The 24,708-nt window shown below is 44.8% G+C and carries 22 protein-coding genes; 13 read left to right on the top strand and 9 right to left on the bottom strand.

The genetic code is table 11. The features are described 5' to 3' along the window. The gene (locus CKQ84_RS06975) at nucleotides 1-303 is read right to left on the bottom strand and encodes a PepSY domain-containing protein (RefSeq protein ID WP_105250671.1); all 303 of its coding nucleotides are present in this window, start codon (nucleotides 301-303) and stop codon (nucleotides 1-3) included. Nucleotides 304-669: 366 nt separating this feature from the next. Between CKQ84_RS06975 and CKQ84_RS06970 the strand changes: the two genes are divergently transcribed. Then, a complete protein-coding gene (locus CKQ84_RS06970; protein WP_105250670.1) occupies nucleotides 670-1,614 on the top strand; it encodes a choice-of-anchor H family protein in 945 nt (314 codons plus the stop codon). Between the two features lie 80 nt (nucleotides 1,615-1,694). Further along, nucleotides 1,695-2,168: a peroxiredoxin gene (locus CKQ84_RS06965; RefSeq protein WP_105250669.1), complete on the top strand. Its 474-nt coding sequence runs from the start codon at nucleotides 1,695-1,697 to the stop codon at nucleotides 2,166-2,168. A 71-nt stretch (nucleotides 2,169-2,239) separates the two neighbouring features. Here the strand turns inward: CKQ84_RS06965 and CKQ84_RS06960 are convergent, their stop codons facing one another. From CKQ84_RS06960 to CKQ84_RS06950, 3 genes are all read right to left on the bottom strand, one after another. Next, nucleotides 2,240-2,629: a YgiW/YdeI family stress tolerance OB fold protein gene (locus tag CKQ84_RS06960; protein ID WP_105250668.1), complete on the bottom strand. Its 390-nt coding sequence runs from the start codon at nucleotides 2,627-2,629 to the stop codon at nucleotides 2,240-2,242. A 154-nt stretch (nucleotides 2,630-2,783) separates the two neighbouring features. Then, nucleotides 2,784-4,049, bottom strand: coding sequence for a HAMP domain-containing sensor histidine kinase (locus CKQ84_RS06955; protein WP_105250667.1), 1,266 nt, complete (start codon nucleotides 4,047-4,049; stop codon nucleotides 2,784-2,786). Continuing rightward, the gene (locus CKQ84_RS06950) at nucleotides 4,021-4,689 is read right to left on the bottom strand and encodes a response regulator transcription factor (protein ID WP_105250666.1); all 669 of its coding nucleotides are present in this window, start codon (nucleotides 4,687-4,689) and stop codon (nucleotides 4,021-4,023) included. The genes CKQ84_RS06955 and CKQ84_RS06950 overlap by 29 nt, the downstream gene beginning before the upstream one ends. Before the next feature lie 86 nt (nucleotides 4,690-4,775). On the opposite strand from CKQ84_RS06950, the gene CKQ84_RS06945 reads away from it, so the two are divergent. Next, nucleotides 4,776-6,068 carry a DUF5666 domain-containing protein gene (locus CKQ84_RS06945; protein ID WP_105250665.1) on the top strand — a complete coding sequence of 431 codons (1,293 nt, stop codon included), beginning with the start codon at nucleotides 4,776-4,778 and terminating at the stop codon, nucleotides 6,066-6,068. Nucleotides 6,069-6,105: 37 nt separating this feature from the next. Here CKQ84_RS06945 and CKQ84_RS06940 read toward each other — a convergent pair whose 3' ends face one another. From CKQ84_RS06940 to ompR, 3 genes are all read right to left on the bottom strand, one after another. Continuing rightward, nucleotides 6,106-8,076 carry a methyl-accepting chemotaxis protein gene (locus CKQ84_RS06940; protein WP_105250664.1) on the bottom strand — a complete coding sequence of 657 codons (1,971 nt, stop codon included), beginning with the start codon at nucleotides 8,074-8,076 and terminating at the stop codon, nucleotides 6,106-6,108. A gap of 128 nt (nucleotides 8,077-8,204) precedes the next feature. After that, nucleotides 8,205-9,521, bottom strand: coding sequence for a two-component system sensor histidine kinase EnvZ (gene envZ, locus CKQ84_RS06935; protein WP_105250663.1), 1,317 nt, complete (start codon nucleotides 9,519-9,521; stop codon nucleotides 8,205-8,207). Between the two features lie 42 nt (nucleotides 9,522-9,563). Next, nucleotides 9,564-10,289, bottom strand: coding sequence for a two-component system response regulator OmpR (ompR, locus tag CKQ84_RS06930; RefSeq protein ID WP_006079507.1), 726 nt, complete (start codon nucleotides 10,287-10,289; stop codon nucleotides 9,564-9,566). A 394-nt stretch (nucleotides 10,290-10,683) separates the two neighbouring features. Between ompR and greB the strand changes: the two genes are divergently transcribed. The 3 genes from greB (at nucleotide 10,684) to CKQ84_RS06915 (ending at nucleotide 15,897) form a co-directional block, all read left to right on the top strand. Continuing rightward, nucleotides 10,684-11,187: a transcription elongation factor GreB gene (gene greB, locus CKQ84_RS06925; protein ID WP_105250662.1), complete on the top strand. Its 504-nt coding sequence runs from the start codon at nucleotides 10,684-10,686 to the stop codon at nucleotides 11,185-11,187. 162 nt (nucleotides 11,188-11,349) lie between these two features. After that, a complete protein-coding gene (locus tag CKQ84_RS06920) occupies nucleotides 11,350-13,713 on the top strand; it encodes a Tex family protein (RefSeq protein ID WP_105250661.1) in 2,364 nt (787 codons plus the stop codon). Nucleotides 13,714-13,932: 219 nt separating this feature from the next. Beyond that, entirely contained in the window at nucleotides 13,933-15,897 is a 1,965-nt protein-coding gene (locus tag CKQ84_RS06915) for an LTA synthase family protein (protein WP_105250660.1), read from the top strand. Nucleotides 15,898-15,996: 99 nt separating this feature from the next. On the opposite strand, the gene CKQ84_RS06910 is transcribed toward CKQ84_RS06915, so the two are convergent. Both CKQ84_RS06910 and bioH read right to left on the bottom strand, forming a co-directional pair. Continuing rightward, complete coding sequence (locus CKQ84_RS06910; protein ID WP_105250659.1) at nucleotides 15,997-16,542, bottom strand: hypothetical protein; 546 nt, start codon at nucleotides 16,540-16,542, stop codon at nucleotides 15,997-15,999. 61 nt (nucleotides 16,543-16,603) lie between these two features. Then, a complete protein-coding gene (gene bioH, locus CKQ84_RS06905) occupies nucleotides 16,604-17,398 on the bottom strand; it encodes a pimeloyl-ACP methyl ester esterase BioH (RefSeq protein ID WP_105250658.1) in 795 nt (264 codons plus the stop codon). 32 nt (nucleotides 17,399-17,430) lie between these two features. On the opposite strand from bioH, the gene CKQ84_RS06900 reads away from it, so the two are divergent. From CKQ84_RS06900 to nfuA, 7 genes are all read left to right on the top strand, one after another. Then, nucleotides 17,431-18,213 carry a ComF family protein gene (locus CKQ84_RS06900; RefSeq protein WP_173913164.1) on the top strand — a complete coding sequence of 261 codons (783 nt, stop codon included), beginning with the start codon at nucleotides 17,431-17,433 and terminating at the stop codon, nucleotides 18,211-18,213. Nucleotides 18,214-18,391: 178 nt separating this feature from the next. Beyond that, nucleotides 18,392-19,138, top strand: a complete 747-nt coding sequence (locus CKQ84_RS06895; RefSeq protein ID WP_105250657.1) for a helix-turn-helix transcriptional regulator — start codon at nucleotides 18,392-18,394, stop codon at nucleotides 19,136-19,138. Nucleotides 19,139-19,140: 2 nt separating this feature from the next. Further along, nucleotides 19,141-19,818 (top strand): response regulator transcription factor, encoded by a 678-nt coding sequence (locus CKQ84_RS06890; RefSeq protein WP_105250656.1) that lies wholly within the window; start codon nucleotides 19,141-19,143, stop codon nucleotides 19,816-19,818. Then, complete coding sequence (locus tag CKQ84_RS06885) at nucleotides 19,805-21,049, top strand: HAMP domain-containing sensor histidine kinase (RefSeq protein ID WP_105250655.1); 1,245 nt, start codon at nucleotides 19,805-19,807, stop codon at nucleotides 21,047-21,049. The genes CKQ84_RS06890 and CKQ84_RS06885 overlap by 14 nt, the downstream gene beginning before the upstream one ends. Nucleotides 21,050-21,222: 173 nt before the next feature. Then, nucleotides 21,223-21,987 carry an outer membrane protein OmpK gene (locus CKQ84_RS06880; protein WP_105250654.1) on the top strand — a complete coding sequence of 255 codons (765 nt, stop codon included), beginning with the start codon at nucleotides 21,223-21,225 and terminating at the stop codon, nucleotides 21,985-21,987. 92 nt (nucleotides 21,988-22,079) lie between these two features. After that, entirely contained in the window at nucleotides 22,080-23,828 is a 1,749-nt protein-coding gene (gene urdA, locus CKQ84_RS06875) for a urocanate reductase (RefSeq protein ID WP_105250653.1), read from the top strand. Between the two features lie 239 nt (nucleotides 23,829-24,067). Next, nucleotides 24,068-24,646 (top strand): Fe-S biogenesis protein NfuA, encoded by a 579-nt coding sequence (nfuA, locus tag CKQ84_RS06870; protein ID WP_006079591.1) that lies wholly within the window; start codon nucleotides 24,068-24,070, stop codon nucleotides 24,644-24,646. Nucleotides 24,647-24,708 lie beyond the last annotated feature (62 nt).

Here is a 24,708-nt window from a genome sequence, read left to right as displayed (position 1 = left end):
TTAGTTCCTCGAGACTCGGCCCGTTGCGGCATCTACTGAAACAGAAAATACTTGGCCATCATTATTGAGGATTTTAATACGATATCCCGATCCGCTGGATTGTACGCTCAATACTTTGCCTTGAAATTGTCGTTGCGCCATTGCCACCGCTTGATCAGGGCTATTGACCGCTAGACGGCGCTGCTCATTCTTCGCACCTTGGTTACGAGGCTGATTGCGATCATCATGTCTATCATTACCTGCTATGCAACCAAAGGAGGCTGATAAGCAAGTGATTAGGGCCAAGGTCAAACCAAGTTTCATATCGGGTACCCGCAATGTTCAGCGATCTTAAGTTAATGAGTGAGATGGATAACTTATCGAGTCGACTAAGAATACCTCATCACCTTAACAAACACATAGAGATCAGCCAATTGGTTGGCACAATTCCTTCAAAATTAACTCTGGCAGTTATTTTGTTATTCGTGACAGAACTGAAGTTCTGTTGGCGAGTCTATCTCTATGCTCGCGCTTGTATCGTTTAAGTTTTGTGAGTGTACCCATTCCAGATGAACTCGGGCTGAACGTATCTTCTGGCTGAGAACAGTGAGCGTTGATGTTCAGCTTATGTTCACCTTCATTGCACTTTAATAGCTCCAATTTGAACGGGTTATCCATAGGATATTCAAGATGAACACACTCAATAAGCAAGATATGGCAGCCACAGTTAATGTTAAGCTGTTTATGGCAACGGCTATTGCAGCTCTGTTTTTAGCGTCCCCTGCCGCTAGCGCTCAGCCCCGCGAACTGGAGTCATCGCAAAGCTTAACGCCATTTACTGCAGCCAGCGTTGGTATTGCCAAAAAAGCAGAAAATAGCGAGCAAGCTGCCGAGCAGGAACAACAAGCCTTAGCCTTGTTACAACAAGCCGCGCCCGCAAAAAATGTCACTGAAGTCGCCGCTGCGGCCGTGAAATCCTTGGCGCCAGCCTTATCATCCAAAGCGCCGACGGCAAACCGAGTGCAACTTATGGGCGCCTCGCCGATGACGCGTGAGCAAGTAACTGCGAAACATGCGAGTCAAGGGATTCCGAGTTCGAGTGCGACCAGTGAAGATCCCTACCGCGCACCTGTGTATCACAGCTTTTCGATTTTTGATGCCAGCAGTCGTTTGTTTGAAGACTTTGACTACGATGGGTTTTATCAAACGTTTAGCGTGACCTTCGATGTTGATGTCAATGGTGCATATCTTAATGAAAGAGCTGATTTATTTGCCGAGCTTTATCTCAGTCGTGATGGTGGCCCTTGGGTGCATTACTACACCACAGACGTATTTACCATTTACGGCGATTCGACACAGGACGATTACGAAGTGTTGACCACGCTCTACACAGGTTATGCGACGGATCACTATGATGTGTTGATTGATGTGTATGAAGTGGGTTACAGCGATATTGTTGCGACCATTAGCGCCGATGAAATCGATAGTTTGTATGCGCTGCCATTGGAGAGTAGCGATCGAGACAGAGAGCCCGACATTATCGTTGTTGAGGAAAGTGGCGGCGCCTTCTCAGTATTAGGTTTGTTATGTCTTAGTTTGTGTGCGGGGCTGCGGTTGAATCGAACTCGAGTCTAATCGCCCTTATTTCTCTCGGTGTTTATCTGCGGTAAATAGGGCTAGTATGGATGAGTTATTTTAACTAAATGGAGAAAGACATGATTGCTCAAGGTCAAACATTACCCGCGGCCACATTAGGTCAACTGACTAAAGATGGCATGGTGAATCACCAAGTTACCGAATTGTTCGCGGGTAAAAAAGTCGTATTGTTTGCAGTGCCAGGTGCTTTTACTCCAACGTGTTCTGAAGCGCATTTACCTGGCTATGTGGTATTAGCCGATCAATTTAAAGCGAAAGGCGTGGATTTGATTGCCTGTGTTGCTGTGAACGATGCCTTTGTTATGAAAGCGTGGGGCGAAGCCCAAAATGCCTCTGAATTAATGATGTTAGCCGATGGCGATGCCAGCTTTACTAAAGCCTTAGGTTTAGAGATGGATACTGCCGGTTTTGGTGGCGTGCGTTCACAACGTTACGCCATGATCATCGATAATGGTGTAGTGACTCTACTGAATGTAGAAGAGCCAAAGGTTTTTGAAGCCAGTAAAGCTGAAGTTGTTTTGGCTGCTATCTAAGCGTATTTAAGACATGAAGTTTGGATGTGACCAAAGCCAGCCATTCATTGGCTGGCTTTAACTAAATCAATTTATTGTACGATTTGAATGTTGTCTGCATCTATGGTCACTTCAGACCAATCTTTATCCACTTCACCACGAATAATGACCTGAGTTTCAGGTGTTACTGTGTTGCCGCGCCATAAATCATCATCAATTTCGACCTTAATATCACCCGTAGCGTCACGGAAAATATAATCATCGTGTCCAATGGAAGAAATGATATGGCCCGTTAACTCAATTTGGGCGTCATCACTGGCATTGAGCGCGCTTACCACATCATGAATCACTTGTCTTGCGCTCGGCCCTTGGAAGCCACCCTGTATTTGAGGTTCACCCGTTGTAGGTTGAAAGCCTGCTTGGCTGGTCATAGTCGTGAATGAAAGTGCCATTGCGAAAACGGTAAGAGTCATTTTATTCATCTGTTTGTCCTTTCTATGGTTTTATGTAACTCAGCCTCAATGGCTATTACAGTGTTGCGAGCATAGTGCCAAGACAAGCGTGAAGCGGTTGTGAAGATTGGGTTTGCAACTCAGAATTTGCTAAAACGAGGTCATTTATCCAAGCTAACTTCAGTTAATGGGCATTATCTATAAACTGAACATAAGCCTGATAGCTAGCACCATCGTTTTGGGTTGAAAATGCCCAGCCCATTCGCTCGCAAATACGTTCAATAATAATTAATCCGCAGCCATAGCCTGATGTATCAGTACTTTGAGTGCTTAGTGGATTCAGTATCCATAATTGGTTGCTTTGCATCGTAATTTCAATGTTTCCGGCACTGTAATTGAAAGCATTTTTAATTAAATTACCTATCACTATGTCAATAAAGCTCAGTGGCGCCTTGATGCTCAAGCAATCTTTAAGCGTTAAGCTGTAGGTGATTTCTTGCTTGGCAAAATGCTGCGCCATTTCAGCTAAAATGTGTTCAAGGCGTGGTGCTAAATCAATTTGGCTGTAGTGCTGGGATTCAATGTCTTCTTTTCCGAGAAGTAAAAAGGCCTCGGTGAGCGTTTTCATTTGATGCCCTGCGTAATCAATACGTGTAATGGCTTTTTTGACCATTAATTGTTGAGCCTCGGTTGTCGCATTGGGGATTTTTTTGAGCAATTCTACCGAACCTTGGATCACCATAATGGGCGTGCGTAGTTCATGGGAGGCAAAACGGCTAAATTCTTGTTCCCGAGTGAAGTAGGCGGCAATTTTAGCTTTGTTGCTTAATAGGGTTTGCTCAATCTGGCGGGTTTCACGGTATGAAGTACTCGGTGTTGATGTCGGTCTTTTTGGTGATAGTTGATTGATTTTATTTTCAATCTCAGCAAGTGGACTGGATAGCAGACGTACAAAATACAATCCATACGCCATGATAAACAGGAGCAAACCGATCCCCATAATAGAGATCAAAATGTGCATTCTATCTTCATAGCTATCAAGGAAATCGTCCGCGTCATCCTTATAAACCACATACAACAGCCCTTGCCCAGAAGGATGAGCGGATATTAAAAAGTGTTTATCTTCGTCACCCAGTTGATGTTCGTAAAATCCGGTATTTTGATAAGGTTGCAGCCAAGCTGGTACAAACTCTTTGCTCCAATATGTTTTCAATTCATTGATATCGGGGAGCTGTGCTTTATCACCAAACCTTTGATAATTCTTTAGATATTCGCGAGTCTCTGTGGCCAGCGTTTGCTCGAGGCTAATCTTCTCAATTTGTTCTTCGGCGATATAAATGAGGCTCCAAAAAATGGCAAACATCAAGCTAGTTAATACTAAAAAAGTGAGGCGGATTTTTTTATATAAACTCGGAAAATACTCAGGGGATAAGTCGGTAACCTTGGCCATGGATAGTCTCTAATTTTGAGTCTGAAAAACCTTTATCGAGTGCACTGCGTAAGCTGTATATGTGGCTGCGAAGTGAGTCACTCGAAGGAGCATCATCTCCCCATACTGTATCTACCAATTGCTCTTTACTCACGATAGCGGGCGCATGTTTTAGTAACAGTGAAAGAATGGTGCGCTGAATTTTACTGAGCTTAATTTCTTTATCAGCACGGGTAACTTGATGGGTTTGCAAATTTAAACTGATATCACTGAAGCGCAAAATACCCACATCTAAACGTGGGCCACGATTATGCAGTGAATGTAGTCGTAAGCATAATTCTTCCATCGCGAAAGGTTTATTTAAAAAATCATCCCCACCTGATGTAAAAGAATCAATTTTATCCTGCAGACTATCTTTGGCGGTTAAAAATATAATCGGTGTATTACAATAAATTTCTTCACGCAGTTTTTTGACCGTATTAATACCGTCTAATTTTGGCATCATAATATCCATTATGATGACATCGTAATGGTTTTGTTGAATTAAATTGATTGCACTTTCCCCGTGATATGCACAGTCGGCAATAATCCCCTCTAGGGTTAAATAATCCATGATTGTTTCAATAACATCATGATTATCATCAACAATTAATACTTTCATAGGTTAATTCATTTCTTCACATTTGCTTGACGATCTTCATACTAAGATGCCCAGCACTGATTTAACAAGACATAATAGGGAAGAAAATGAATAAACTCTTAGTCTGTATTACGGCCATTTTGCTGGCAGGTTGCGGTGGTAATGATTCATCAACAGATACCTCTAAACCCGATCCTATCGTTCCACAACCTACGTTACCCGCAAAAATCAACGGTACAGTAACAAATATTGCTTCTGACAATAATTCGATTACTGTCAACGGATATAGCGTAAATATCGCTAATGCTAAGATTCACTATGGACAACAGCCGTTAGAGGTTAATGCCATTCAAATGGGGATGAGGGTTAAAATTGATAATGAAGGCCAACAGGCTAAAAATGTCATATTAGATCCAAGCCTTGTGGGTGAAATCAGTTCCGTTAATCAAAATACTATTGCCGTTAATGGGATTAATTTAATCGTTAAACCAGCGGACGCGACTCAGTATAAAGTAGGCGATTGGGTTGCGGTAAATGGTTATCCAACGGTAATGGGAGAATGGCAGGTTAATTCTATAAACCTTATCCCCAATTTTGCGTTTGCTGAAATTGAGGGACGTGTCTCTGGATTAAACAAGGCCACGCAACAATTCAATATCGGTTCGGCAGTGATTGATTATGCCAACGCACGTTTAGAAGGCAGCTTACAGGAAGGCGCATGGGTCGAAGTGGAAGGCCAGCAAAGTGGTGCTTCATTTTTGGCCTCTGAAGTCGAGGTGGAAGATACGGCGTCTTTTAACGATATGGAGCTAGAAGGGACTATTACTTGGGTCAACCAAGATAAAACGCAGTTTGAGCTTAATGCCCGTACTCGACTCTATGTCACTACAAATACTCAATTTGAAGATGGCAAGCAAGCTAACTTGGTTGAAGGCAAGTTAGTCGATGTAGATATTCAATCTATGCCGCAGGGTTTATGGGCCAGAGAAGTTGAATTTGAAACATCACATGATAATGGTGGAATACCTCCAACCTTAGGTAAAAAGTTCGAGCTAGAAGGTCTGGCGACACTGACTACCAATAATCAGCTACAAATTAATGGATTTACATTTGATATTGATGCCAGAACTCAATTCGATGACGGTTTAACCTTAGCGACACTTGACCAAAAATGGATTCAAATAGAAGGTGTTGAACTCGCAGACAACCAGTGGTTAGTGAAAGAAGTTGATCTTGAAGTGCGAAGCAATGAGCTTGATTTGTCGGGTTTAGTGATGCAAAAGACCTTGTGGGGCTATCAAGCGACTGATGCTTCATTAACGCCATTTGAAGGCAAATGGGTTGATGTCGAATGTCAGTTCGATGGCTCTAATATCCACAATTGTCGAATCGACGATTAAACACAAATAGAGAAATTAAGTGAATAAACGTGCGGTTTTAGGCCGCACGGTTTATTTGGCTTTGCCCAATCCCCAAGCTGGTTTCAATATCTTCTACACTCTGCTGTACTTCTTGGGCGATGACCTCACTCTGCTGTGAACTGGTTTGCGCTTGTTCTTTTAAACTATCCATAGTGCGAACAAATTCATCGAGATAATCGACTTGCTTTTTGGCATTTAGCGAGCCTTGTTTGGCGGTATTAGCCATTTCACTTGCTTGGTTTTGCACTGTTTGCGCCACTTGCCACAGGCTTTGAGCACGCAGTTTCTGGCTGCTGGTGGCCTGTGCTATGCCATCGACACTCTCACTGAGAGCATGATTTGATTGGGTAAGTTGTTGCAGAATTTTCACGATCTCATTCAAAGACACTTGGGTGCGTTGGCTTAAATTACGCACTTCATCGGCCACCACGGCAAAGCCGCGACCTTGCTCGCCAGCCCGCGCAGCTTCGATGGCAGCATTAAGGGCGAGTAAGTTAGTTTGCTCGGCAATATTGCCAATCACATCAATGATTTTCGATACATCCGTCACTGAGTTATTTAGGCTTTCAAGGGACGAATGGCACAGACCGACCGCGGTTTGTGTTTGCTCGGTTGCGCTCAATACCGCCTCGGCTTGTGCTTGACTCGACTGCATTTGGCGCATGGTTTCGGCGGCGCTGTCTTCCACGAGTGCCGAAGTGTGGCTCACCTCATTGGCGAGGCTGCGGATATGTTCGGTCTGTGTTTGCGTATCGGCCACAATCGTCTGGGTATGCTCTGTGTGCTGCGACAGCTGAGTAATGCGCGCCACTAGTTGGCTTAATGATTGAGAAACTTTAGTGATTTGCTGGCGCTGTGCCTCGTCTTCCTGCTCAAACCTGTGCAGTAACTGGTTGAAATGACCTGCGATTTGGCCCGTCTCGCAGCGACGATTAATATCTAAACGCTCGCGGCTGTTCGATTCGCTTAATTTCATAAAAGCTTGGTTGAGACGTTTTAGCGGTTTGACGACGCGATTTTGCTGCAGGATTAAATAACCAATCGCAAACAAGGCCATGATGGAAACCATAGTGTAGAGGATTAGCTGTAACTCATATTTCAGCTGCTGGTTCTTCGCTGCCTGAGCCTCACCTAAGCCAATAAGCTGTTGCTCCACATTGCTAATCGCTTGAATGAGTTGATCTTGCATCTCTTGGTTTGTTTGCAGTAATTGGTGGGTATTGGCGACTTCTTTGTTATATCGATTGGCGAGACTGAGCAGTTCACTGCGGTCACTCTCGCCGATTTCAATTTGTTCCGGTTCGCTGGCACCGAGTGCAAATTCATCTGCTTCTTGCTGTTCATATACGCCGATTAACGGCAGTGCGCTGAGGGAGTCGTGCCACGTATTTAGCTCTTTGCTGGTGCTGTCTAAAATACCCTTGAGCTGCTGATTTTTACCGATCAGATAACCATCGGTCAGTTGGGAAAGTTGGTAGACGATAGAAGGTAAATCGCGGCTCAATTGCAGATATTGTTCGGCGACCGCCGCATTTGTGGCTAAGCCTTTATCGGCATAACTGCCCAGACGACGGTTATAGTCGAGCATTTCAGATTCGGCGTGGGCGAGCAGTTGCCTAGGGTTGCCAGCGAGTTTACCCGCGGCGCGGTACTTGGTATCTAAATCTTGAATGAAGTTGCTTAGGCTGGCTTGCAAGTCATTGTCGGTAGCGCCCATGGCTGCGAGGTTAAGCTGCGTGAGCTGGTTCTTAATGGCGCTGAGTTTGGTTTTCGCTTGTTCAAGTTGGCTAGCGTTGCCACTGGCTAAATAGCCATCGAGATCGCGGCGTACACCGACGAGAAAATCCTGCTGAATAGCTTGTAATGTAAGTGTTTGCTGCTCAATTTGTTGCCGCTGATCACTGCTCCACAGCACTACGGCTGCTAGCAATCCCGCGAGCAATAACAACAGGGCAGAAGCAGAAAGCGACAGCGTTGAAATTTTCATTTTGCAATCTTCATAATGGTCAGAGCCAGTAACTGTGCTGAGTTTATGAATTTAAGGTGACATTAATATGACAAGTGCTCACTTGGATGTCAGCGTTGTCATTTGATTTGCAAATATGTGATCTCGCGTTATTCCAGCGGCAGCCACACTTGGGCTTTTAAACCGCCTTCGGCGCGGTTGGAGAGGGTAATTTGCCCTTGGTGTCTGTCGATAATCCGTTTGATAATGGCGAGGCCTAGGCCCGAACCAACACTACCACGGGCGATATCACCTTGGGTAAAGGGTTGAAATAGTTTGGTGATTTGTGACTCGTCGATCCCAGGGCCGTTATCTTCAACGCTAAAACCGATACGTTTACCATCGAACTGTGAGCTAATGCGGATCCAGCCTGAACCATAGCGAAAGGCATTTTCGACTAAATTACTCAGTACCCGTTTAATGGCAATCGCTTGGAATTGGGCTTCTGGGCAGTCAGTTAACACCACTTCAATTTCACCAGCGCGATTGGCTTCTGCTTGAGCGATATCTTGAATGAGTTTATTGATTTGGCCTAGCTCACGGCTGGTTTCCTGATCTTGGCGAATATACGCAATAAACTGGCTGATGATGGCGTCCATATCTTCGATATCATTGACTATGCCATCTTTAAGATATTGATCTTCCTCAACCATCATCTCAGAGGCGAGGCGAATACGGGTGAGCGGTGTGCGCAAGTCGTGGGAGATCCCCGCCATCAATAGCGCTCTGTCCTGCTCCAGTTGCTTCATGCTGTTCGCCATCTGGTTGAAAGCATTGGTAACTTCGACAATTTCACTCGAACCTTTTAGCGGCAAGGGATCGGGAAATTCACCGCGGGAGACTGAAATCGCGGCTTTTTGTAGTCGCCTAAGTGGGCGGTTTTGCTGGCGAGCAAACCACCATCCCCCAGCGACACTAAGTGCGCCAATCACCATTAAATAAAGGGTGAGTGGCGAAAGATCTGAAACATTTTGGCCGATAAGTGGCACTTGTATCCAAATAGAGGGCGCCTGTGGTGGACGGATCCAAATCTGTAATACGCTGCCATGGGTGACGCGGACTTCAGCATCGCCACCAAGATATTCCGACATCTGCGATGACCAGAAACCATAGTAAGTGGCTTGCTCAATACCCGCTTCATGCGCTTGCTGTTGATTGTAGATTTTCATGCCATCGTCGTGGACTTTGGCATTAAGGGCATCGACTATGGTTAAGTGTTCGCGGCCAATATCTATGCCGTCGACAAACAGTAATTTGACTTGGCGAGCGATTAACTGATTAATTTGTTGGTAACTTGGCTTAAGTACATAGACGGCGACCGTGACGTAAGACACCAGCTGATTGATCAGTAATAGGCAACCAATCAGCATCACGGTTTGACTAAATGCGCTGCGAGGAACAAACCGCCACCAAAACTTAGGTTTCATCGTGGGCTCAATAACCGCAGGAGATTAAGATGGCAGCGCGGCTCATCGACGCGCGGCACCATCGGGTACAAACACATAACCTAAACCCCAAACCGTTTGAATGTAGCGAGGATTCGCGGGATCTTTTTCGATTAAGCGGCGCAGACGTGACACTTGCACGTCGATCGAGCGTTCTAGCGCCGAATAATCGCGGCCACGGGCGAGGTTCATCAACTTATCCCGAGACAAGGGCTCGCGTGGATGGGTGACGAGCACTTTAAGTACGGCAAACTCACCGCTAGTGAGTGCGATGGATTCGTCGCCGTGGTACATCTCACGGGTCGCTAAATCCAGCGAGAACTCACCGAAGCTAATCTGTGCTTCCTGCTGGGCTGGCGCACCGGGCACATCTTGGGTTTGGCGACGCATCACGGCTTTGATCCGCGCAAGTAATTCCCGTGGATTGAAAGGTTTTGGTAGATAATCGTCAGCGCCCAACTCTAAACCAATAATGCGGTCGACTTCATCGCCCTTGGCCGTCAGCATCACGATAGGAATAGGGTTACCTTGCTGGCGCAGCCTGCGACAGATAGACAGGCCATCTTCACCGGGCAACATCAAGTCGAGCACGAGTAAATGGAAGTTTTCGCGTTCTAATAGGCGGTCCATCTGCTCGGCATTGGCCGCGCTGCGCACCTGATAACCTTGCTCCATCAGGTAACGCTCGAGTAACGCTCGCAGGCGCATATCATCATCGACGACGAGGATTTTCGAGGTTTCTTGTCCCATGGGATGTCCTTTAATTGCTCAGATTGGTGCTTATTCTACTGATGAGAAACAGTTAAGATTAACCAACTGGCTGAAATTGAAAACGAATCTGCCTAATATAGCCGCATTCAACCAAGGCGACTAGCTCACCTTAGTAACTTGAATGCGATAAATGCTGACATTGATTGCCCAATGTTAATACTAAGCAAATGAAATTGCATGGGAATGCTCGCGTTTATTCACGCTATAGCTGAAATTGTAACTAAATTGGCATCAGCAAAAGAGGTGATTTAAAAGCCATTATGCACAGAGATGATTTAGTGAGTTAACTTTAGCGTCCAGTCTGAGTATCATCAGTCTAATATATTATCCCGCATCAATTGTGGTCGTTTAATCCAACGATTGAGTAATGAGTATGAAAGCGCATTTGATCACCCGTCAGGGGTGGCAAACTTTAGATAAAGAATTGAAGTATTTGTGGAAAGAATATCGGCCGCAAATCACCCTTAAAGTCCAAGAAGCGGCGGCGCAGGGCGACCGTAGTGAGAACGCGGACTACACCTACAACAAGCGTTTGTTAAGACAAATTGATGGCCGAGTCAGATACTTAGTTAAGCGGTTAGAAGAATTAAAAATCGTCGATTACTCGCCGCAGCAGGAAGGCAAAATATTCTTTGGCGCTTGGTTTGAGCTTGAAAATGAAGCCGGTGATCGCGTGCGTTATCGGATCGTCGGTAAAGATGAGCTCGATACAAAATTAGGCTATATCACCATCGACTCGCCCATGGCGCGTGCCTTAATCGGCAAGCAAGTGGATGATGAGGTGCTAGTGCAAACGCCCTCGGGTCCAAAAGAGTGGTATATCAATCAGATCCGTTATACCCCTTTTGAAACTACTCTCGCCAGCGAGGCGAATTAACCACAGAGTTGCCGCTGTTAAAATAGCGGCGGTAGTCACGGGATTGCGGGAAAGATCAAACTCTCTGATTTGACCTAGGCTTTAGCATGAAACATACGGGGCGCCTGTGGTATCTTTGGCGCAATAACGACTTACTTTACAGTTAGGCACGACACTTTATTTATGCAAACTAATGCACATAACATCGCTCAGATTATCGCTCAAGAACTGAATGTTCGTGAGCAACAAGTTGCCGCAACCATCACTCTGCTTGACGATGGTGCGACAGTTCCCTTCGTTGCCCGCTACCGTAAAGAAGCAACGGGCGGTTTAGACGATACACAACTGCGTACCTTGTACACGCGTTTAGGTTACCTGCGTGAGCTGAACGACAGACGCCAAGTGATCCTGTCTAGCATCCAAGCTCAGGGTAAGTTAACGCCAGAATTACAATGGGCGATTGACGAGGCAGACAGTAAGACACGCCTCGAAGATTTATACCTGCCCTTCAAACCTAAGCGTCGTACTAAGGGCCAAATCGCTATCGAGGCTGGGCTTGAGCCATTAGCCGAGGCCTTACTGGCTGATCGTAGCGTAGATGTCGAGACCACCGCGGCAGGCTATATCAATAGCGAAGCGGGTTTTGCAGATGTTAAAGCTGTGCTCGAGGGCGCGCGTTATATCCTGATGGAGCGCTACGCCGAAGACGCTGAATTACTGCGTAAAGTGCGTGAGCATTTAAGCCAAAACAGTGTGTTAGAAAGCCGTTTAATTGCTGGCAAAGAGAAAGACGGCGCGAAGTTCCGCGATTATTTTGAGCATACAGAACAGTTAGCTAAGATCCCATCACACCGTGCACTGGCTATGCTGCGTGGGCGTAATGAAGGTTTCTTAACCTTATCTATGAATGCCGATCCAGCCGCTGAAGCGGGCCAAGGTAGTTACTGCGAAGTGATTATCTGTGATCATTTAGGGCTGAAATTAGGCGATAGCAGCGTTGATCAATGGTTGAAAACCGTGGTGACGTCGACATGGCGTATTAAGATTGCCCTGCAGATGGAAACTGAGTTTATTTCGCAAATGCGCGAACGCGCTGAAGCCGAAGCGATTAAAGTTTTCGCCCGTAATCTAGGTGATTTATTGATGGCCGCTCCTGCGGGCGCGAAAGCCACCATGGGACTCGATCCTGGTTTACGTACCGGTGTTAAAGTCGCTGTGGTCGATAACACAGGTAAGTTGTTGTGCCATGCGACTATTTTCCCACACGCACCGCAAAATCTGTGGGAAAAGTCGATCCGTACTTTGGCTAACTTAGTCAAAATGCATAAGGTTGAGCTGATTGCGATTGGTAACGGCACTGCATCACGGGAAACTGACAAACTGGCTGCTGAGCTGATTGCCGAAGTGAAAGATACCCATCCACATTTGACCAAAGTGATGGTCAGTGAGGCGGGTGCGTCTGTGTATTCTGCATCGGAATTGGCGGCGTTGGAGTTTCCTGATCTTGATGTGTCGATTCGTGGCGCTGTGTCTATCGCCCGCCGCTTGCAAGATCCATTAGCCGAATTGGTGAAGATTGAGCCTAAGTCTATCGGTGTCGGTCAATACCAACACGACGTGAGTCAAAGCCAATTATCGGGTTCGCTGGAAGCTGTGGTTGAAGACTGTGTAAACGGCGTGGGTGTAGATCTCAACATGGCCTCAGTGCCGTTATTGTCACAAGTGGCTGGTTTAAATAAGACGTTAGCGAAAAACGTGGTCGATTATCGCGATGCCAATGGTCAGTTTAAGAATCGTAAAGAGTTGCTGAAAGTACCGCGTTTAGGGCCTAAAGCCTACGAGCAAGCAGCGGGCTTTTTGCGTATTCGAGAAGGGGACAATCCACTCGATGCCTCGTCTGTGCATCCAGAGGCTTATTCACTAGTGGAAACTATCGCTAAAACTAAGCAAGTAGAGTTGGCGAGCCTGATGGGTAACTCTGATTTGCTGCGCAGCATCAAGGCAGAAGAGTTTATTACGGCGGAATTTGGTTTGCCGACGGTTACAGATATTTTAGCAGAACTGGATAAACCTGGACGCGATCCCCGCGGTGAGTTCAAAACCGCCAAGTTTAAAGATGGTGTTGAAGAACTTAAACATCTGAAACCTGAAATGGTACTCGAAGGCGTAGTGACCAACGTGACTAATTTTGGTGCCTTCGTCGATATTGGCGTACATCAAGATGGACTCGTGCATATCTCTTCTCTAACCGACAAGTTCATCAGCGACCCGCACACAGTGGTGAAAGCGGGAGATGTGGTGAAAGTCAAAGTTATGGAAGTTGACGTTGAGCGCCGCCGCATCGGTTTGAGCATGCGTTTGGATGAAGCTATCGACCAGAGCAAGCCACAGCAAAGACCACACAATCCTGCCAGAACTAATCATGGTAAAACACCGCAGTCAGCGAAACCGGCTGCGCGTCCTGCGCAGAAGCAAACACCTAAAGCGCCAGCAAACGCGGCCATGGGCAATGCCTTTGCCGATGCCTTCGCTAAGCTGAAAAAGTAGACGCTGTAATGTTAATACTCGGACATACGTCATGTCCGAGTCGACTTTTTAACCTGTTACTCACAAAATTGTTGCATAAATGTCGTCTTAGGGAATATAAAGTCGGCATTTAATGCAACGTTAAGCAAAATCGGTTGTCATAGCACAGCTTATTCACCGATTTTTTCAAATTGACACTCCAAAGCAGAGTGGCTCTTTTTACACGTTTTGGGGTAACACATGCAATCTGGTTTATCACCTCGCGGGCGAAACAATGCCCATGGGCCTTTTCGCGCCATCTTTATCTTTTCGTTATTAGTGCTTTTCATTGCCACTGTGAGCCGTATCGCTTTAGGGCTGTGGCAAGCGGATCGCGTTGCCGCTGTGGATGGCTGGTCGCATCTATTAATTCAAGGTTTACGCGTCGATATCGCTACCCTGTGTTGGTTATGGGGTATTGCCGCCTTAGGGACTGCATTATTTTCAGGTGATCATTTTATTGGCCGTCTATGGCAGCCGATTTTACGGGTGTGGTTAACCGTCGGCCTGTGGATAATGCTGTTTTTAGAAGCATCGACCCCCGCCTTTATTGAAGAATACGGTTTTCGTCCGAATCGTTTGTATGTGGAATATCTGATCTACCCGAAAGAAGTGCTTTCTATGCTGTGGGCGGGTCGTAAGCTTGAGCTTATTTTCTCAATATTATTAACCATAGGTACACTCTGGGGCGGTTGGGTTCTCAGTGGTAAACTGACGAGAAACCTGCGCTTTCCACGCTGGTATTGGCGTCCAGTATTAGCGTTAATCGTTATCGCAATTACGATATTAGGTGCCCGTTCAACCTTGGGTCATCGTCCGCTTAACCCCGCTCTGGTGGCCTTTGCTGACGATCCATTAGTGAACTCTTTAGTGATTAACTCTGCTTATTCCTTGGTGTTTGCCATCAAGCAGATGGATAGTGAAGAAGATGCTTCTAAAGTGTATGGCAAGCTAGATAACGCGGAGGTTATTGCAACGATTAGGCAGGAAAGTGGTCGCCCTGAAAGTGCCTTTACTTCAACGGATATCCCATCACTGAGCTTTAACCAAGCCAGTTATACTGGTAAGCCAAAGAACTTAGTGATCCTACTGCAAGAGAGCTTAGGCGCACGTTTTGTCGGTAGTTTAGGTGGGTTACCCCTGACACCGAATATCGATGCCTTGTCTAAAGAAGGTTGGTATTTCGATAACTTGTACGCTACTGGTACACGATCTGTACGCGGAATCGAAGCCGTGACAACAGGTTTTACGCCAACGCCAGCTCGCGCTGTGGTGAAGCTAGGTAAGAGCCAAGTTGGCTTTTTCAGTATTGCTGAATTACTTAAAAATCATGGTTATACAACGCAGTTTATTTATGGTGGTGAGAGCCATTTCGACAATATGCGTAGCTTCTTCTTGGGCAACGGCTTTAGTGACATCATAGATCAGAAAGATTACAAATCTCCGGCCTTCGTGGGCTCGTGGGGCGCGTCAGACGAAGATTTAATGCGCAAGGCGAACAGTGAGTTTGAGCGTCTGCATAGCGAAGGTAAGCCTTTCTTTAGTTTAGTGTTTAGTTCGAGCAACCATGATCCATTTGAATTCCCAGATGATCGTATCGAACTTTATGAACAACCTAAGCAAACTCGCAACAATGCGGCGAAATATGCTGATTATGCGGTTGGTGAGTTTTTCAAATTGGCGAAAAACGCGGACTATTGGAAAGATACGATTTTTATCGTGGTTGCCGACCATGACAGTCGAGTGGGTGGTGCGGATCTGGTGCCAGTATCGCGTTTCCGTATTCCGGGATTAATTCTTGGGGATAATGTTGCGCCAAAACGCGATCATCGTATCGTGAGTCAAATTGACTTGCCGCCGACTTTGTTATCCTTGATTGGAATATCTGACTCTTACCCTATGCTGGGCCGTGACTTAACTCAGGTCAGCGATGATTGGCCAGGGCGTGCTCTGATGCAATATGATAAAAACTTTGCGCTGATGGAAGGTAAAGATGTGGTCATTCTGCAACCAGAGAAAGAGGCACAGGGTTTCGAATATAATGAAAAAAACGAGCAGTTAACGCCTCATCCCCCCGCTGCTGCCGCGCTAGAGAAGAAAGCCTTAAGTTGGGCATTGTGGGGCAGTTTAGCCTACCAGCAAGAGCTGTATCGTTTGCCTAAATAAGCGTTAAACAGCATAAAAAATGCCGCTATTTTTAGCGGCATTTTTGTTTATCATTCAGGTTAATTTTGTGCGCAAACGGATTCATACGATTGGAATAGGTTAAATCCACGTCGACATAATAGATTCTTGTTCTGGTTGAGTCTGTTGCTGATAAAACTGACCAATACGCTGCCCAAGTTGTTGATAAAATTGACTCGATTCGCCTTGAAGCGATTGTCTAACATTCGCTTTAGCGCTACTACTGGCATAACTTGTCGCACCTTGACTGACCTTTAAGCGTATATCCTTACGTTGCAGTGCCGCTTGGCCTCTTGCTGCAATTTTTAGCGTTTTAGGTAAAACACGCTCGGCCACGACAAGGGGCGCTTTTTTCTCTTGCTGTTGTTGGTTCTGTTGCTGTGAGGATTGCTGTTGCTGCTGTTTTTCTTGAACTTGCTGCTGATTATGCTCGAGCGTTTTTGCCTGTTGTTGAGCTTGATCCGTAGTGCGTTCATTCTGTGGATTAAAGGCGCGTTCTTCGTGACCTTTAGTTGCCGCTTGTGGTGGGATGACCACAGGTTTCAGTTGGTTGTCGACCCGAGCCGAGTCCGTCGCGACATTACTGGTCGCTAGCGGGACTTGGGGGTAGTTACTGACAACTAACATGGAAAATTCCTTGGCACATTAATGGTTAAATACTAGTCATTAATCGCTCAAAGATAAAGCGTTAACGTGTCTGTAACGTTAACCAAGGCATAAATACCTGCAAAAACTCCTGCTGATGGGAAATAAAGGGCGCGTGAGAGGCTTTAGCGAGCATCACATCCTCACTTTGAGCTGTGATGGGCATTTTAGGTGGTACGCGTTTGGGCACTAGCCCGTCGAGTCGGCCCCAGATCCTTAGCCAAGGTTGTTGCAACTCTATCAGTTGCTGCCTTAAGTCGACGTCGGTCAGCATATTTAGGCCTTGAGTTAAGGCTCTGGTATTGGGTAAAGGACGTGCGAGGACAAGATCGCGCAGTTGTTTGATATCTTCTTTGGCGGTTTCGCTACCCATGGCTTGAATCGCCAGAAATCTCTCTATAGTTTTAGGTAAATTTTGGCCGAGTTGTTCTCTAAATTGATTGAGGACTTGTGGCGGAATGCCCGGCCATGCTTCGTCCTCCCTTGCCATAAAGCAAGGGGATGAGGCAATAGTAATCAAGCCTTTGATTTTTTGTGGATAACTTAACGCTGCCTGAGTCGCAACGAGCCCACCGAGTGACCAGCCGGCCCAAATAGCGTGTTCAGGCAATGCAGCGACCAAGGTATCTACCCAGGTTGATAGGCCACCTTCAACCATTTGGCTATGGCCAAAGCCCGGCAAGTCTACATAGTGCACCCTATACTGAGACAGTGACTCATGTAATGGCGTAAACACAGCGCTATTCACTCCCCAACCGTGAAGCATCACCAGATCTGGCCCTTGGCCGCTGATTTCAATATGCAAATTTGCTTGGTTTGTGGATGTCACTTGGCTCACTTGAGTGCCTCAAAAATGGATTAGGTGAATGTATGCCGTACTTTGTCAAAAGGATTTGGTCGCAATCTGCTTTGCGGGTAATGCGTTTAGGCTATCAACTCGGTACAAGGTGGTTGGCGGGCAGTTTACCTAACCGTTGCCTGCTGTGCCACCAATCCATATCACTTCCCGAGACTGGCATTTGCGCCGTTTGTCTTCAATCTGGCTTATATCATGGGCCTATTTGCTTAGGTTGCGGTAAGTCGATGCAAATAGAAGTCGATTATTGCGGTGAATGCCAAAAGCGTCAGCCACGTAAAGTCATTGCGCCTTGTAGTTATCATCAAGGTTTGGGTGCTTGGGTTGGTGCGATTAAATATCAAGGTCAACTTGCCGCTTTGCCCGTTCTGTGTCGCGCCTTAGTGGCACGACTTAAGGTATTAGAACAGCAAGGATTAATCTCGCTGCCTCAAGCGATAGTGCCAGTTCCATTGCATCCAAAACGTTTGCAACAACGGGGATTTAATCAGGCTTGGTTAATTGCCCATGAGTTATCACAGCTCTTGCAACTGCCGTTAGTGAGCGAAGGGTTAATACGCCAACAAGACACTCGACCGCAGGCGGGGCTTTCGGGGGCACAGCGACGACGCAACTTACATGATGCCTTTATGTTAGCGGATGATTTTGCGTTCCAGCGTGTTGCATTGGTGGATGATGTGGTTACCACTGGCACTACAGTCTCTGAAATTGCTCGCTTATTCGAAGCGCGTTATGTGCATGTTCAAGTCTGGTGTTTGGCAAGGGCAGAGGCGCCAGGCTTGTTGGATGACATTTAAAAACGGTTAAAAGCATTGCTCCATTATATCTTTGTGTATGTCAAAATTATGTCAAAAATACTGAGTAAAAATGAATAAGTTTTAATTTTGCGACAAGATGTAAGTATCTGTATCAATGGGTTTTGTTTATTTTTTGTATTGAGATACCTTCCTATGTTATTTCGTTTGGAGGGTATTTATGGACGCTAAACTGGCGCGATCAAATGCAGATACGGCATCAACGCTGAAGGACGTTATTCAGGCGATAAACTACTCTTTGAAGCTACATGGTTTTTGTGGTTTCTGGTTTCAAGGAGTTCCACATTGTGCGTATGAAAATTATCACTTTCCAAAAGATACCAATCTGTTCTCTCCTACGGCACTAAGAAAACCTATCGCCAGCATAGCTTCTTCCCCTGTTATGGCTGAATTACAGCGTTATTATTTAAATCAGATAGCCTCCCATGATTTCAATTTTGGTTTTTCATTGGATACTTCAAAATCTTATATGTATAGATTCACGAGTGAAAAAAATGATAAGACCAGCCTACTGTTTAGTAAGCATAATATTCAAAGTGTTTTGAGCTGGCCCATCTCATTCCACTCTAATCGTCATTGGGCAGGCCGGTTTATACTACTTAGCCATCTTAGTGCTTCGGAGGTGGTGTTAGAGGGATTGGCAGACACTTTAAAAGAAGCTCAAAACAAGCTTTTTGAATGTAATAAACAATTGTTCAATCCATTTCTACAAAGCTCTCTGCTTAAAGATAATGCGAGAGATATCCTACTTATGGTCGCAAACGGTCTTCAAAACGACGAAATTTCAACTCAGCTCCCGATAAGTGTCAGAGGAGTTGAATATCATATGGAATCCATGCGTAAGAAATTTGGGGCTACAAATAGAGCAAATTTAATCCATTTAGCCCATCAATATGAGTTGATCTAAATATGTTGATATTACTGGTTGAAGATAATCGACTTCTTTCTAACAACATCATTCAATATCTTGAATTGAGTGGTATAGAGTGTGATTACGCTTTCAACCTGGCACAAGCGGATATGCTCATTAGTCAGCAGCAGTTCGACGCTATTATTCTCGATCTAAATTTGCCGGATGGTGATGGGATTGAAGCGTGTGAACGCTGGAAAGCACAGTGCATTACCTCACCAGTAATCATGTTAACTGCACGTAGTAGTCTGAATGATCGCTTGAGTGGGTTTGCTGTGGGCGCGGACGATTATTTAGTAAAACCATTTGCAATGGAGGAACTGGTCGCGCGATTGAAGGTGGTTGCTCAGCGTCGTCCCGCGCCCCAAAGGTTGACTATTGGCGACCTAGAAATCGATTTTGCAAACCACATAGTGTATCGGCAAGGGCAACAGCTGGCTTTGTCTAAAACCGGATGGCAGATCCTGGCTTTATTAGCTAGGCGTAGTCCAGAAACGGTGAGTAGAGAAGAGATTGAGCGAATGCTTTGGCCCGACAGTACACCTGATAGTGATAGCTTGCGCAGCCATATTCATCTTTTGCGCCGAGTGATCGATCGCCCCTTTGAACGGCAAATATTACATACGATTCGTGGCGTCGGTTTAAGCCTTAGAGATGATATCAATGCAAGCGCCTAAACTTAGCCTCAAGCGTAGTTATCAAGTGTGGGGAGTTATTTTTCTATTAATAACCTTAGGTGTAAATAGTTTTATCCCGCTTTGCATGATGTGTGCAGGTATGATTTCTATGCATGAAGTCACAATGCACAATGCAGGGCAAGCGGCCGAAGCATTACTGAAGCTGGCGGAGCCAACTCAGCAATCATTACTTCATCAACCACTTCTAAAAACCGATAACTTAACAGTCTATCCTCATTGGCGAGATATTCCGCTGCAAATTCGTGAGTTAAGTAACAATGAAGTCTTAACTGATGCGAGCACAATTCACTATGAGCATGCAGAAGGTCCCATTGTTAACGCGTTAAGTGTGTACTACACCCAAACTGGCCAGCCGCTATACGTTTGGCTGCAGTTTAGTGTTACCCATGATTTGCAATTTGCCCCTAAAAATATGACGGCGATCTTGCTGCTTGTCTTGATAACCTTTTGTGCCAGTGCAAGTTTAGCGTTTTATATGCAAAGTAAAGTGATTACGCCTGTTCATCAAATTAGTCATGCGATTAAACAACATGATTGGGAAGGAGGAGGAAAACTGAGTTTACCAGAACAAGAATATGCTGAATTAAAGGCAATTGTTGATGCTTTAGATAACTCGATTTTACAACTTCAGGAGGCTCAGCAGCGAGAACTCAATTTTTTACGTTTTGCTAGTCATGAGTTACGTACACCAGTTGCCGTATGCCAATCTTCATTTGAAATCCTCGCATTACAACAAGGTGAGCTTAAGGGGGCAACCCTGTATGCTTCCCAAGCGACCAATCAAATGAAGTCACTCATTGAAACCCTACTATGGTTAACTAATAAAGAGTGTTCAAACCTAGAAAAGGAAAACGTAGCATTATCGCCTTTACTTGCCAGTATTATCGAGGAGCAGCAACGGGTACATGGTTATGAGCAAAAAATTCAATTATTGTGTGACGATACTTGCTTGCCAGTTCAGCTTCATCCGCTAAAAATAATATTAAGCAATTTATTAAGGAATAGTATTGAGCATGGTGGGATGGATATTAGCATTACTCAAGATGCTTGTTGTATAGCAATAACCAATTCCTACAATAGTAAGGGCCGCCATGGATTTGGTTTAGGGCTTTTATTGGTGAAACGTCTCGCGAATCAACTGGGTTGGATTTTTACTAGCTCATCTGCAAATAATTTATTTACAGCTAGGCTGGTAATATCTAATAAATAAAGAATGGGAACTATAGATTTACTGCATTAAACCACACACTTTTAAAATGCAAAAGCGCCGTTGGGCTTAGATCACATAGTCATCATGCTATTCGTAGTAACTTTATTATATAAAATTTACTGGTCGATGGGTATTTTAAAATACTACCTAGAATACATGGTTGAGAGGGCTCTATGTGTAAAAAAAGTGTGGTATCTATTTTAGTTAGTGCAATTGTTTTTAGTGGTTCAGTATATGCTGATGTGAATAAAACGAGCGTGGATTTAGGTTATAAGTTTTATACCAGTGACGCAAAAAATGATAACCCAGGTGTTTTTAATCAACCTTTTGTAAAGTTGAATCATTTAGGAATTGCTGATTGGGGTACTTACTTTGCTAATCTTAAGCTCGAAAACCCTGCTGAAATCGCGGAAAATCAGAAGAACCTTGATGGTAAAACTACCATTAAGTCATTATTGATACTTGAAAATAAGCTGGGAGAATCGCAGTTCAACTTCTGGACTCAGAACTTTATCTCTGCGAGTGAAACGCTAGTTGAAGATAATCTTTACTTAGGTATTACCCATAATGCAAAAATTCAAAATTTATCACTAAACTATGGTGTCGGTTTAAATTATACCATTGGTAGCTTTTCCCCCACATCAGAGAAGTTTAATGATCTGTCAGGTTATGCCGTGGTTTTAAATGCAAAGTGCCCATTTGAATTGCTAGGGTTAAAACATAGTTTAAGTTTGAATTATGAAGCACAAATTGATAGGGATGAAGCGCATCAAGCATTATTTTCATATGACAGCTATGGCCATCAGGTAATTACAACATTACAAACAAGTCTCACAGATTCAATATTTTCAAAGTTATATATCACCCATTATGATAGCTGGGGTTCGCAATATAATGATGGGATTGAATACGGTATATCTGTTGGTTATCAGTTTTAACGGTTTATCAAATAGGTTGAAATTTTAATAGGTAGAATCTCATTTAATTTGGTGCTGTTCTAGTTTTCATTAAAAATAATAAGGGAATTGTAATGCATTATAAAAAATCCATTATTGGTATTGCTGCCACGGCAACAGCAATTATTGTCGGCTGTCAAGTTACCCATCAAATAGTAAAAAGCCAAGGAACCGCTCAAGGCAAGCATGGCGAAGTGCAGGTCGAAACCACATTCAAAGACGGACACATTGTGGCGATTGATGTACTCAAGCAAAAGGAAAATAAGGTCCTTGCTGGTGCCGTATTTAAAGATGTTAAACAGGCGATTATTGATAATAACTCTATCGAGGTTGACGGTATTGCAGGCGCAACCGTAACGTCTAAAGCGCTTAAAGAAGCCGTGGGTAAAAGTATTGAAGCCGCAGGTGTTACGTTAGTTGCTGTCGCTTCAGCTAAAAAAAATGAAGCATTAACACCAGCAGAATATACCTATGATGTGGTGATTATTGGCTCGGGTGGTGCAGGTTTCAGTGCTGGTTTAGAGGCTATGACTGCGGGACGAAGTGCAGTGATTATTGAAAAGATGCCTATTATCGGCGGTAATTCTTTGATTTCTGGCGCTGAGATGAATGTGGCCGGTAGTTGGGTGCAAAAAAATATGGGGGTGACCGATAGCAAAGAGCTGTTTATTAGCGACACGCTAAAAGGCGGCGATTTCAAAGGTGACCCTGAAATGGTTAAGACCATGGTCGATAATGCGGTTGATGCTGCTGAGTGGTTAAGGGATTACGTCAAAGTAGAATTTTACCCAGATCAATTATTTCAGTTTGGTGGACACAGCGTTAAACGTGCGCTAATCCCTAAAGGTCATACCGGAGCAGAGGTGATCAGCAAGTTTTCTATTAAAGCTGGAGAAGTTGGCTTACCAATTCATACCAATACTAAGGCTGAAAAGTTAATTCAAGATCAAACGGGCCGAATTGTGGGTGTAGAAGCGACTCATAATGGCAAAACGGTAACCTACTATGCAAAACGCGGTGTTGTGATTGCCACGGGTGGCTTCTCGTCTAACATGGAAATGCGTAAAAAATATAACCCAGAGTTAGATGAACGATATGGCAGCACTGGTCATTCAGGTGGTACTGGTGACGGTATTGTGATGGCAGAAAAAATACATGCAGCAGCTAAAAATATGGGATATATCCAGTCATATCCTATTTGTAGCCCAACCTCGGGTGCTATTGCCTTGATTGCAGACTCTCGCTTCTTTGGTGCGGTGTTAATCAACCAGAAGGGTGAGCGCTTTGTTGAAGAATTGGAACGCCGAGATGTGATTTCACAGGCCATTCTAGCCCAACCAGGCCGTTATACTTATGTGCTCTGGAACCAAGCTATTGAAGACGTTGCCCATACTGTTGAAATGCATCACGGTGAACTGAAGGAATTCACAAAAGACGGGCTAATGTATAAGGTCGACACCCTAGAAGAAGCCGCTAAAGTCTTTAATATTCCTGAAGATAAGCTGTTATCAACGATTAAAGACGTTAATCGTTATGCCGCAACAGGAAAGGATGAAGCCTTTAATCATCGCTCAGGATTAGTCGATTTAAGTAAAGGACCTTATTGGATTTTAAAAGCGACACCTTCTGTGCACCATACTATGGGTGGACTAGCGGTTGATACACGTACTCGTGTACTTGATGAACAAGGAAAGGTGATTCCGGGATTGTTTGCTGCGGGTGAAGTGACTGGTTTAACCCATGGAACCAATCGACTCGGTGGAAATGCTTACACTGATATCATTGTCTTTGGTCGTATCGCGGGACAAGAAGCGGCTAAATAGTTTGTATTTTATGTCTGGCTTAAAGCGACCCAATTGGGTCGCTTTTGTTTGTAAATGATGCAGTTCACTCGCGTACAACACATTCGTTTAAAGCTTGTTTATGATGAATAAATCGTGATCGCTATGGCAAAAATCCATAAACTTGCTATCCAAAGGACTACAAAGCGAAGGTGAGTCGGAGTATCATACGGCTAATTCTTACTAAAACACTCAGGTATCCCCTGACGGAGCAGGTTTTCATGATTACCATTTCCGATGCGGCTCAAGCCCATTTTGTTAAGTTGTTAGCAGATCAACCTGAAGGCACTCATATTCGCGTATTTGTGATCAGTCCTGGTACCTCGCAAGCCGAGTGTGGTGTGTCTTATTGTCCACCGGATGCAGTGGAAAGTGATGATATTGAAATCGAGTTCACTGGCTTCAATGCTATGGTCGATGAGAAGAGTGCACCTTTCCTTGAAGATGCCACTATCGATTTTGTGACTGACCAATTAGGTTCACAACTCACGCTCAAAGCACCTAACGCAAAAATGCGTAAAGTGTCAGGTGATGCACCTTTAGTCGAGCGTATCGAATACGTGATCCAATCAGAAATCAACCCTCAGTTAGCCGGCCATGGTGGTAATATCATGCTGGTTGAAATTACCAAAGAAGGCGTGGCTGTACTGCAGTTCGGCGGTGGTTGTAACGGTTGTTCTCAAGTTGATATCACCCTAAAGGATGGTATCGAAAAACAATTGTTAGACATGTTCCCAGGTGAGTTGACTGGCGTACGTGACGTGACAGATCACCAACATGGTGAACATTCTTACGCTTAATCTTGTTTGTTAAGCGGAATGAAAAACGCGACCTTAGAGTCGCGTTTTTTATATTTGGCTTC

Origin of the sequence: Shewanella sp. WE21, assembly GCF_002966515.1 — a bacterium.
Taxonomy (GTDB): domain Bacteria; phylum Pseudomonadota; class Gammaproteobacteria; order Enterobacterales; family Shewanellaceae; genus Shewanella; species Shewanella oncorhynchi.
Note: the sequence above shows the minus strand (reverse complement) of the source record. Positions and strands in the feature narration are given on the sequence as shown.

Coding starts and splice junctions, on each gene's coding strand:
- CKQ84_RS06975 (WP_105250671.1), bottom strand. CDS start 303: ATGAAACTTGGTTTGACCTTGGCCCTAATCACTTGCTTATCAGCCTCC.
- CKQ84_RS06970 (WP_105250670.1), top strand. CDS start 670: ATGAACACACTCAATAAGCAAGATATGGCAGCCACAGTTAATGTTAAG.
- CKQ84_RS06965 (WP_105250669.1), top strand. CDS start 1,695: ATGATTGCTCAAGGTCAAACATTACCCGCGGCCACATTAGGTCAACTG.
- CKQ84_RS06960 (WP_105250668.1), bottom strand. CDS start 2,629: ATGAATAAAATGACTCTTACCGTTTTCGCAATGGCACTTTCATTCACG.
- CKQ84_RS06955 (WP_105250667.1), bottom strand. CDS start 4,049: ATGGCCAAGGTTACCGACTTATCCCCTGAGTATTTTCCGAGTTTATAT.
- CKQ84_RS06950 (WP_105250666.1), bottom strand. CDS start 4,689: ATGAAAGTATTAATTGTTGATGATAATCATGATGTTATTGAAACAATC.
- CKQ84_RS06945 (WP_105250665.1), top strand. CDS start 4,776: ATGAATAAACTCTTAGTCTGTATTACGGCCATTTTGCTGGCAGGTTGC.
- CKQ84_RS06940 (WP_105250664.1), bottom strand. CDS start 8,076: ATGAAAATTTCAACGCTGTCGCTTTCTGCTTCTGCCCTGTTGTTATTG.
- envZ (WP_105250663.1), bottom strand. CDS start 9,521: ATGAAACCTAAGTTTTGGTGGCGGTTTGTTCCTCGCAGCGCATTTAGT.
- ompR (WP_006079507.1), bottom strand. CDS start 10,289: ATGGGACAAGAAACCTCGAAAATCCTCGTCGTCGATGATGATATGCGC.
- greB (WP_105250662.1), top strand. CDS start 10,684: ATGAAAGCGCATTTGATCACCCGTCAGGGGTGGCAAACTTTAGATAAA.
- CKQ84_RS06920 (WP_105250661.1), top strand. CDS start 11,350: ATGCAAACTAATGCACATAACATCGCTCAGATTATCGCTCAAGAACTG.
- CKQ84_RS06915 (WP_105250660.1), top strand. CDS start 13,933: ATGCAATCTGGTTTATCACCTCGCGGGCGAAACAATGCCCATGGGCCT.
- CKQ84_RS06910 (WP_105250659.1), bottom strand. CDS start 16,542: ATGTTAGTTGTCAGTAACTACCCCCAAGTCCCGCTAGCGACCAGTAAT.
- CKQ84_RS06900 (WP_173913164.1), top strand. CDS start 17,431: ATGCCGTACTTTGTCAAAAGGATTTGGTCGCAATCTGCTTTGCGGGTA.
- CKQ84_RS06895 (WP_105250657.1), top strand. CDS start 18,392: ATGGACGCTAAACTGGCGCGATCAAATGCAGATACGGCATCAACGCTG.
- CKQ84_RS06890 (WP_105250656.1), top strand. CDS start 19,141: ATGTTGATATTACTGGTTGAAGATAATCGACTTCTTTCTAACAACATC.
- CKQ84_RS06885 (WP_105250655.1), top strand. CDS start 19,805: ATGCAAGCGCCTAAACTTAGCCTCAAGCGTAGTTATCAAGTGTGGGGA.
- CKQ84_RS06880 (WP_105250654.1), top strand. CDS start 21,223: ATGTGTAAAAAAAGTGTGGTATCTATTTTAGTTAGTGCAATTGTTTTT.
- urdA (WP_105250653.1), top strand. CDS start 22,080: ATGCATTATAAAAAATCCATTATTGGTATTGCTGCCACGGCAACAGCA.
- nfuA (WP_006079591.1), top strand. CDS start 24,068: ATGATTACCATTTCCGATGCGGCTCAAGCCCATTTTGTTAAGTTGTTA.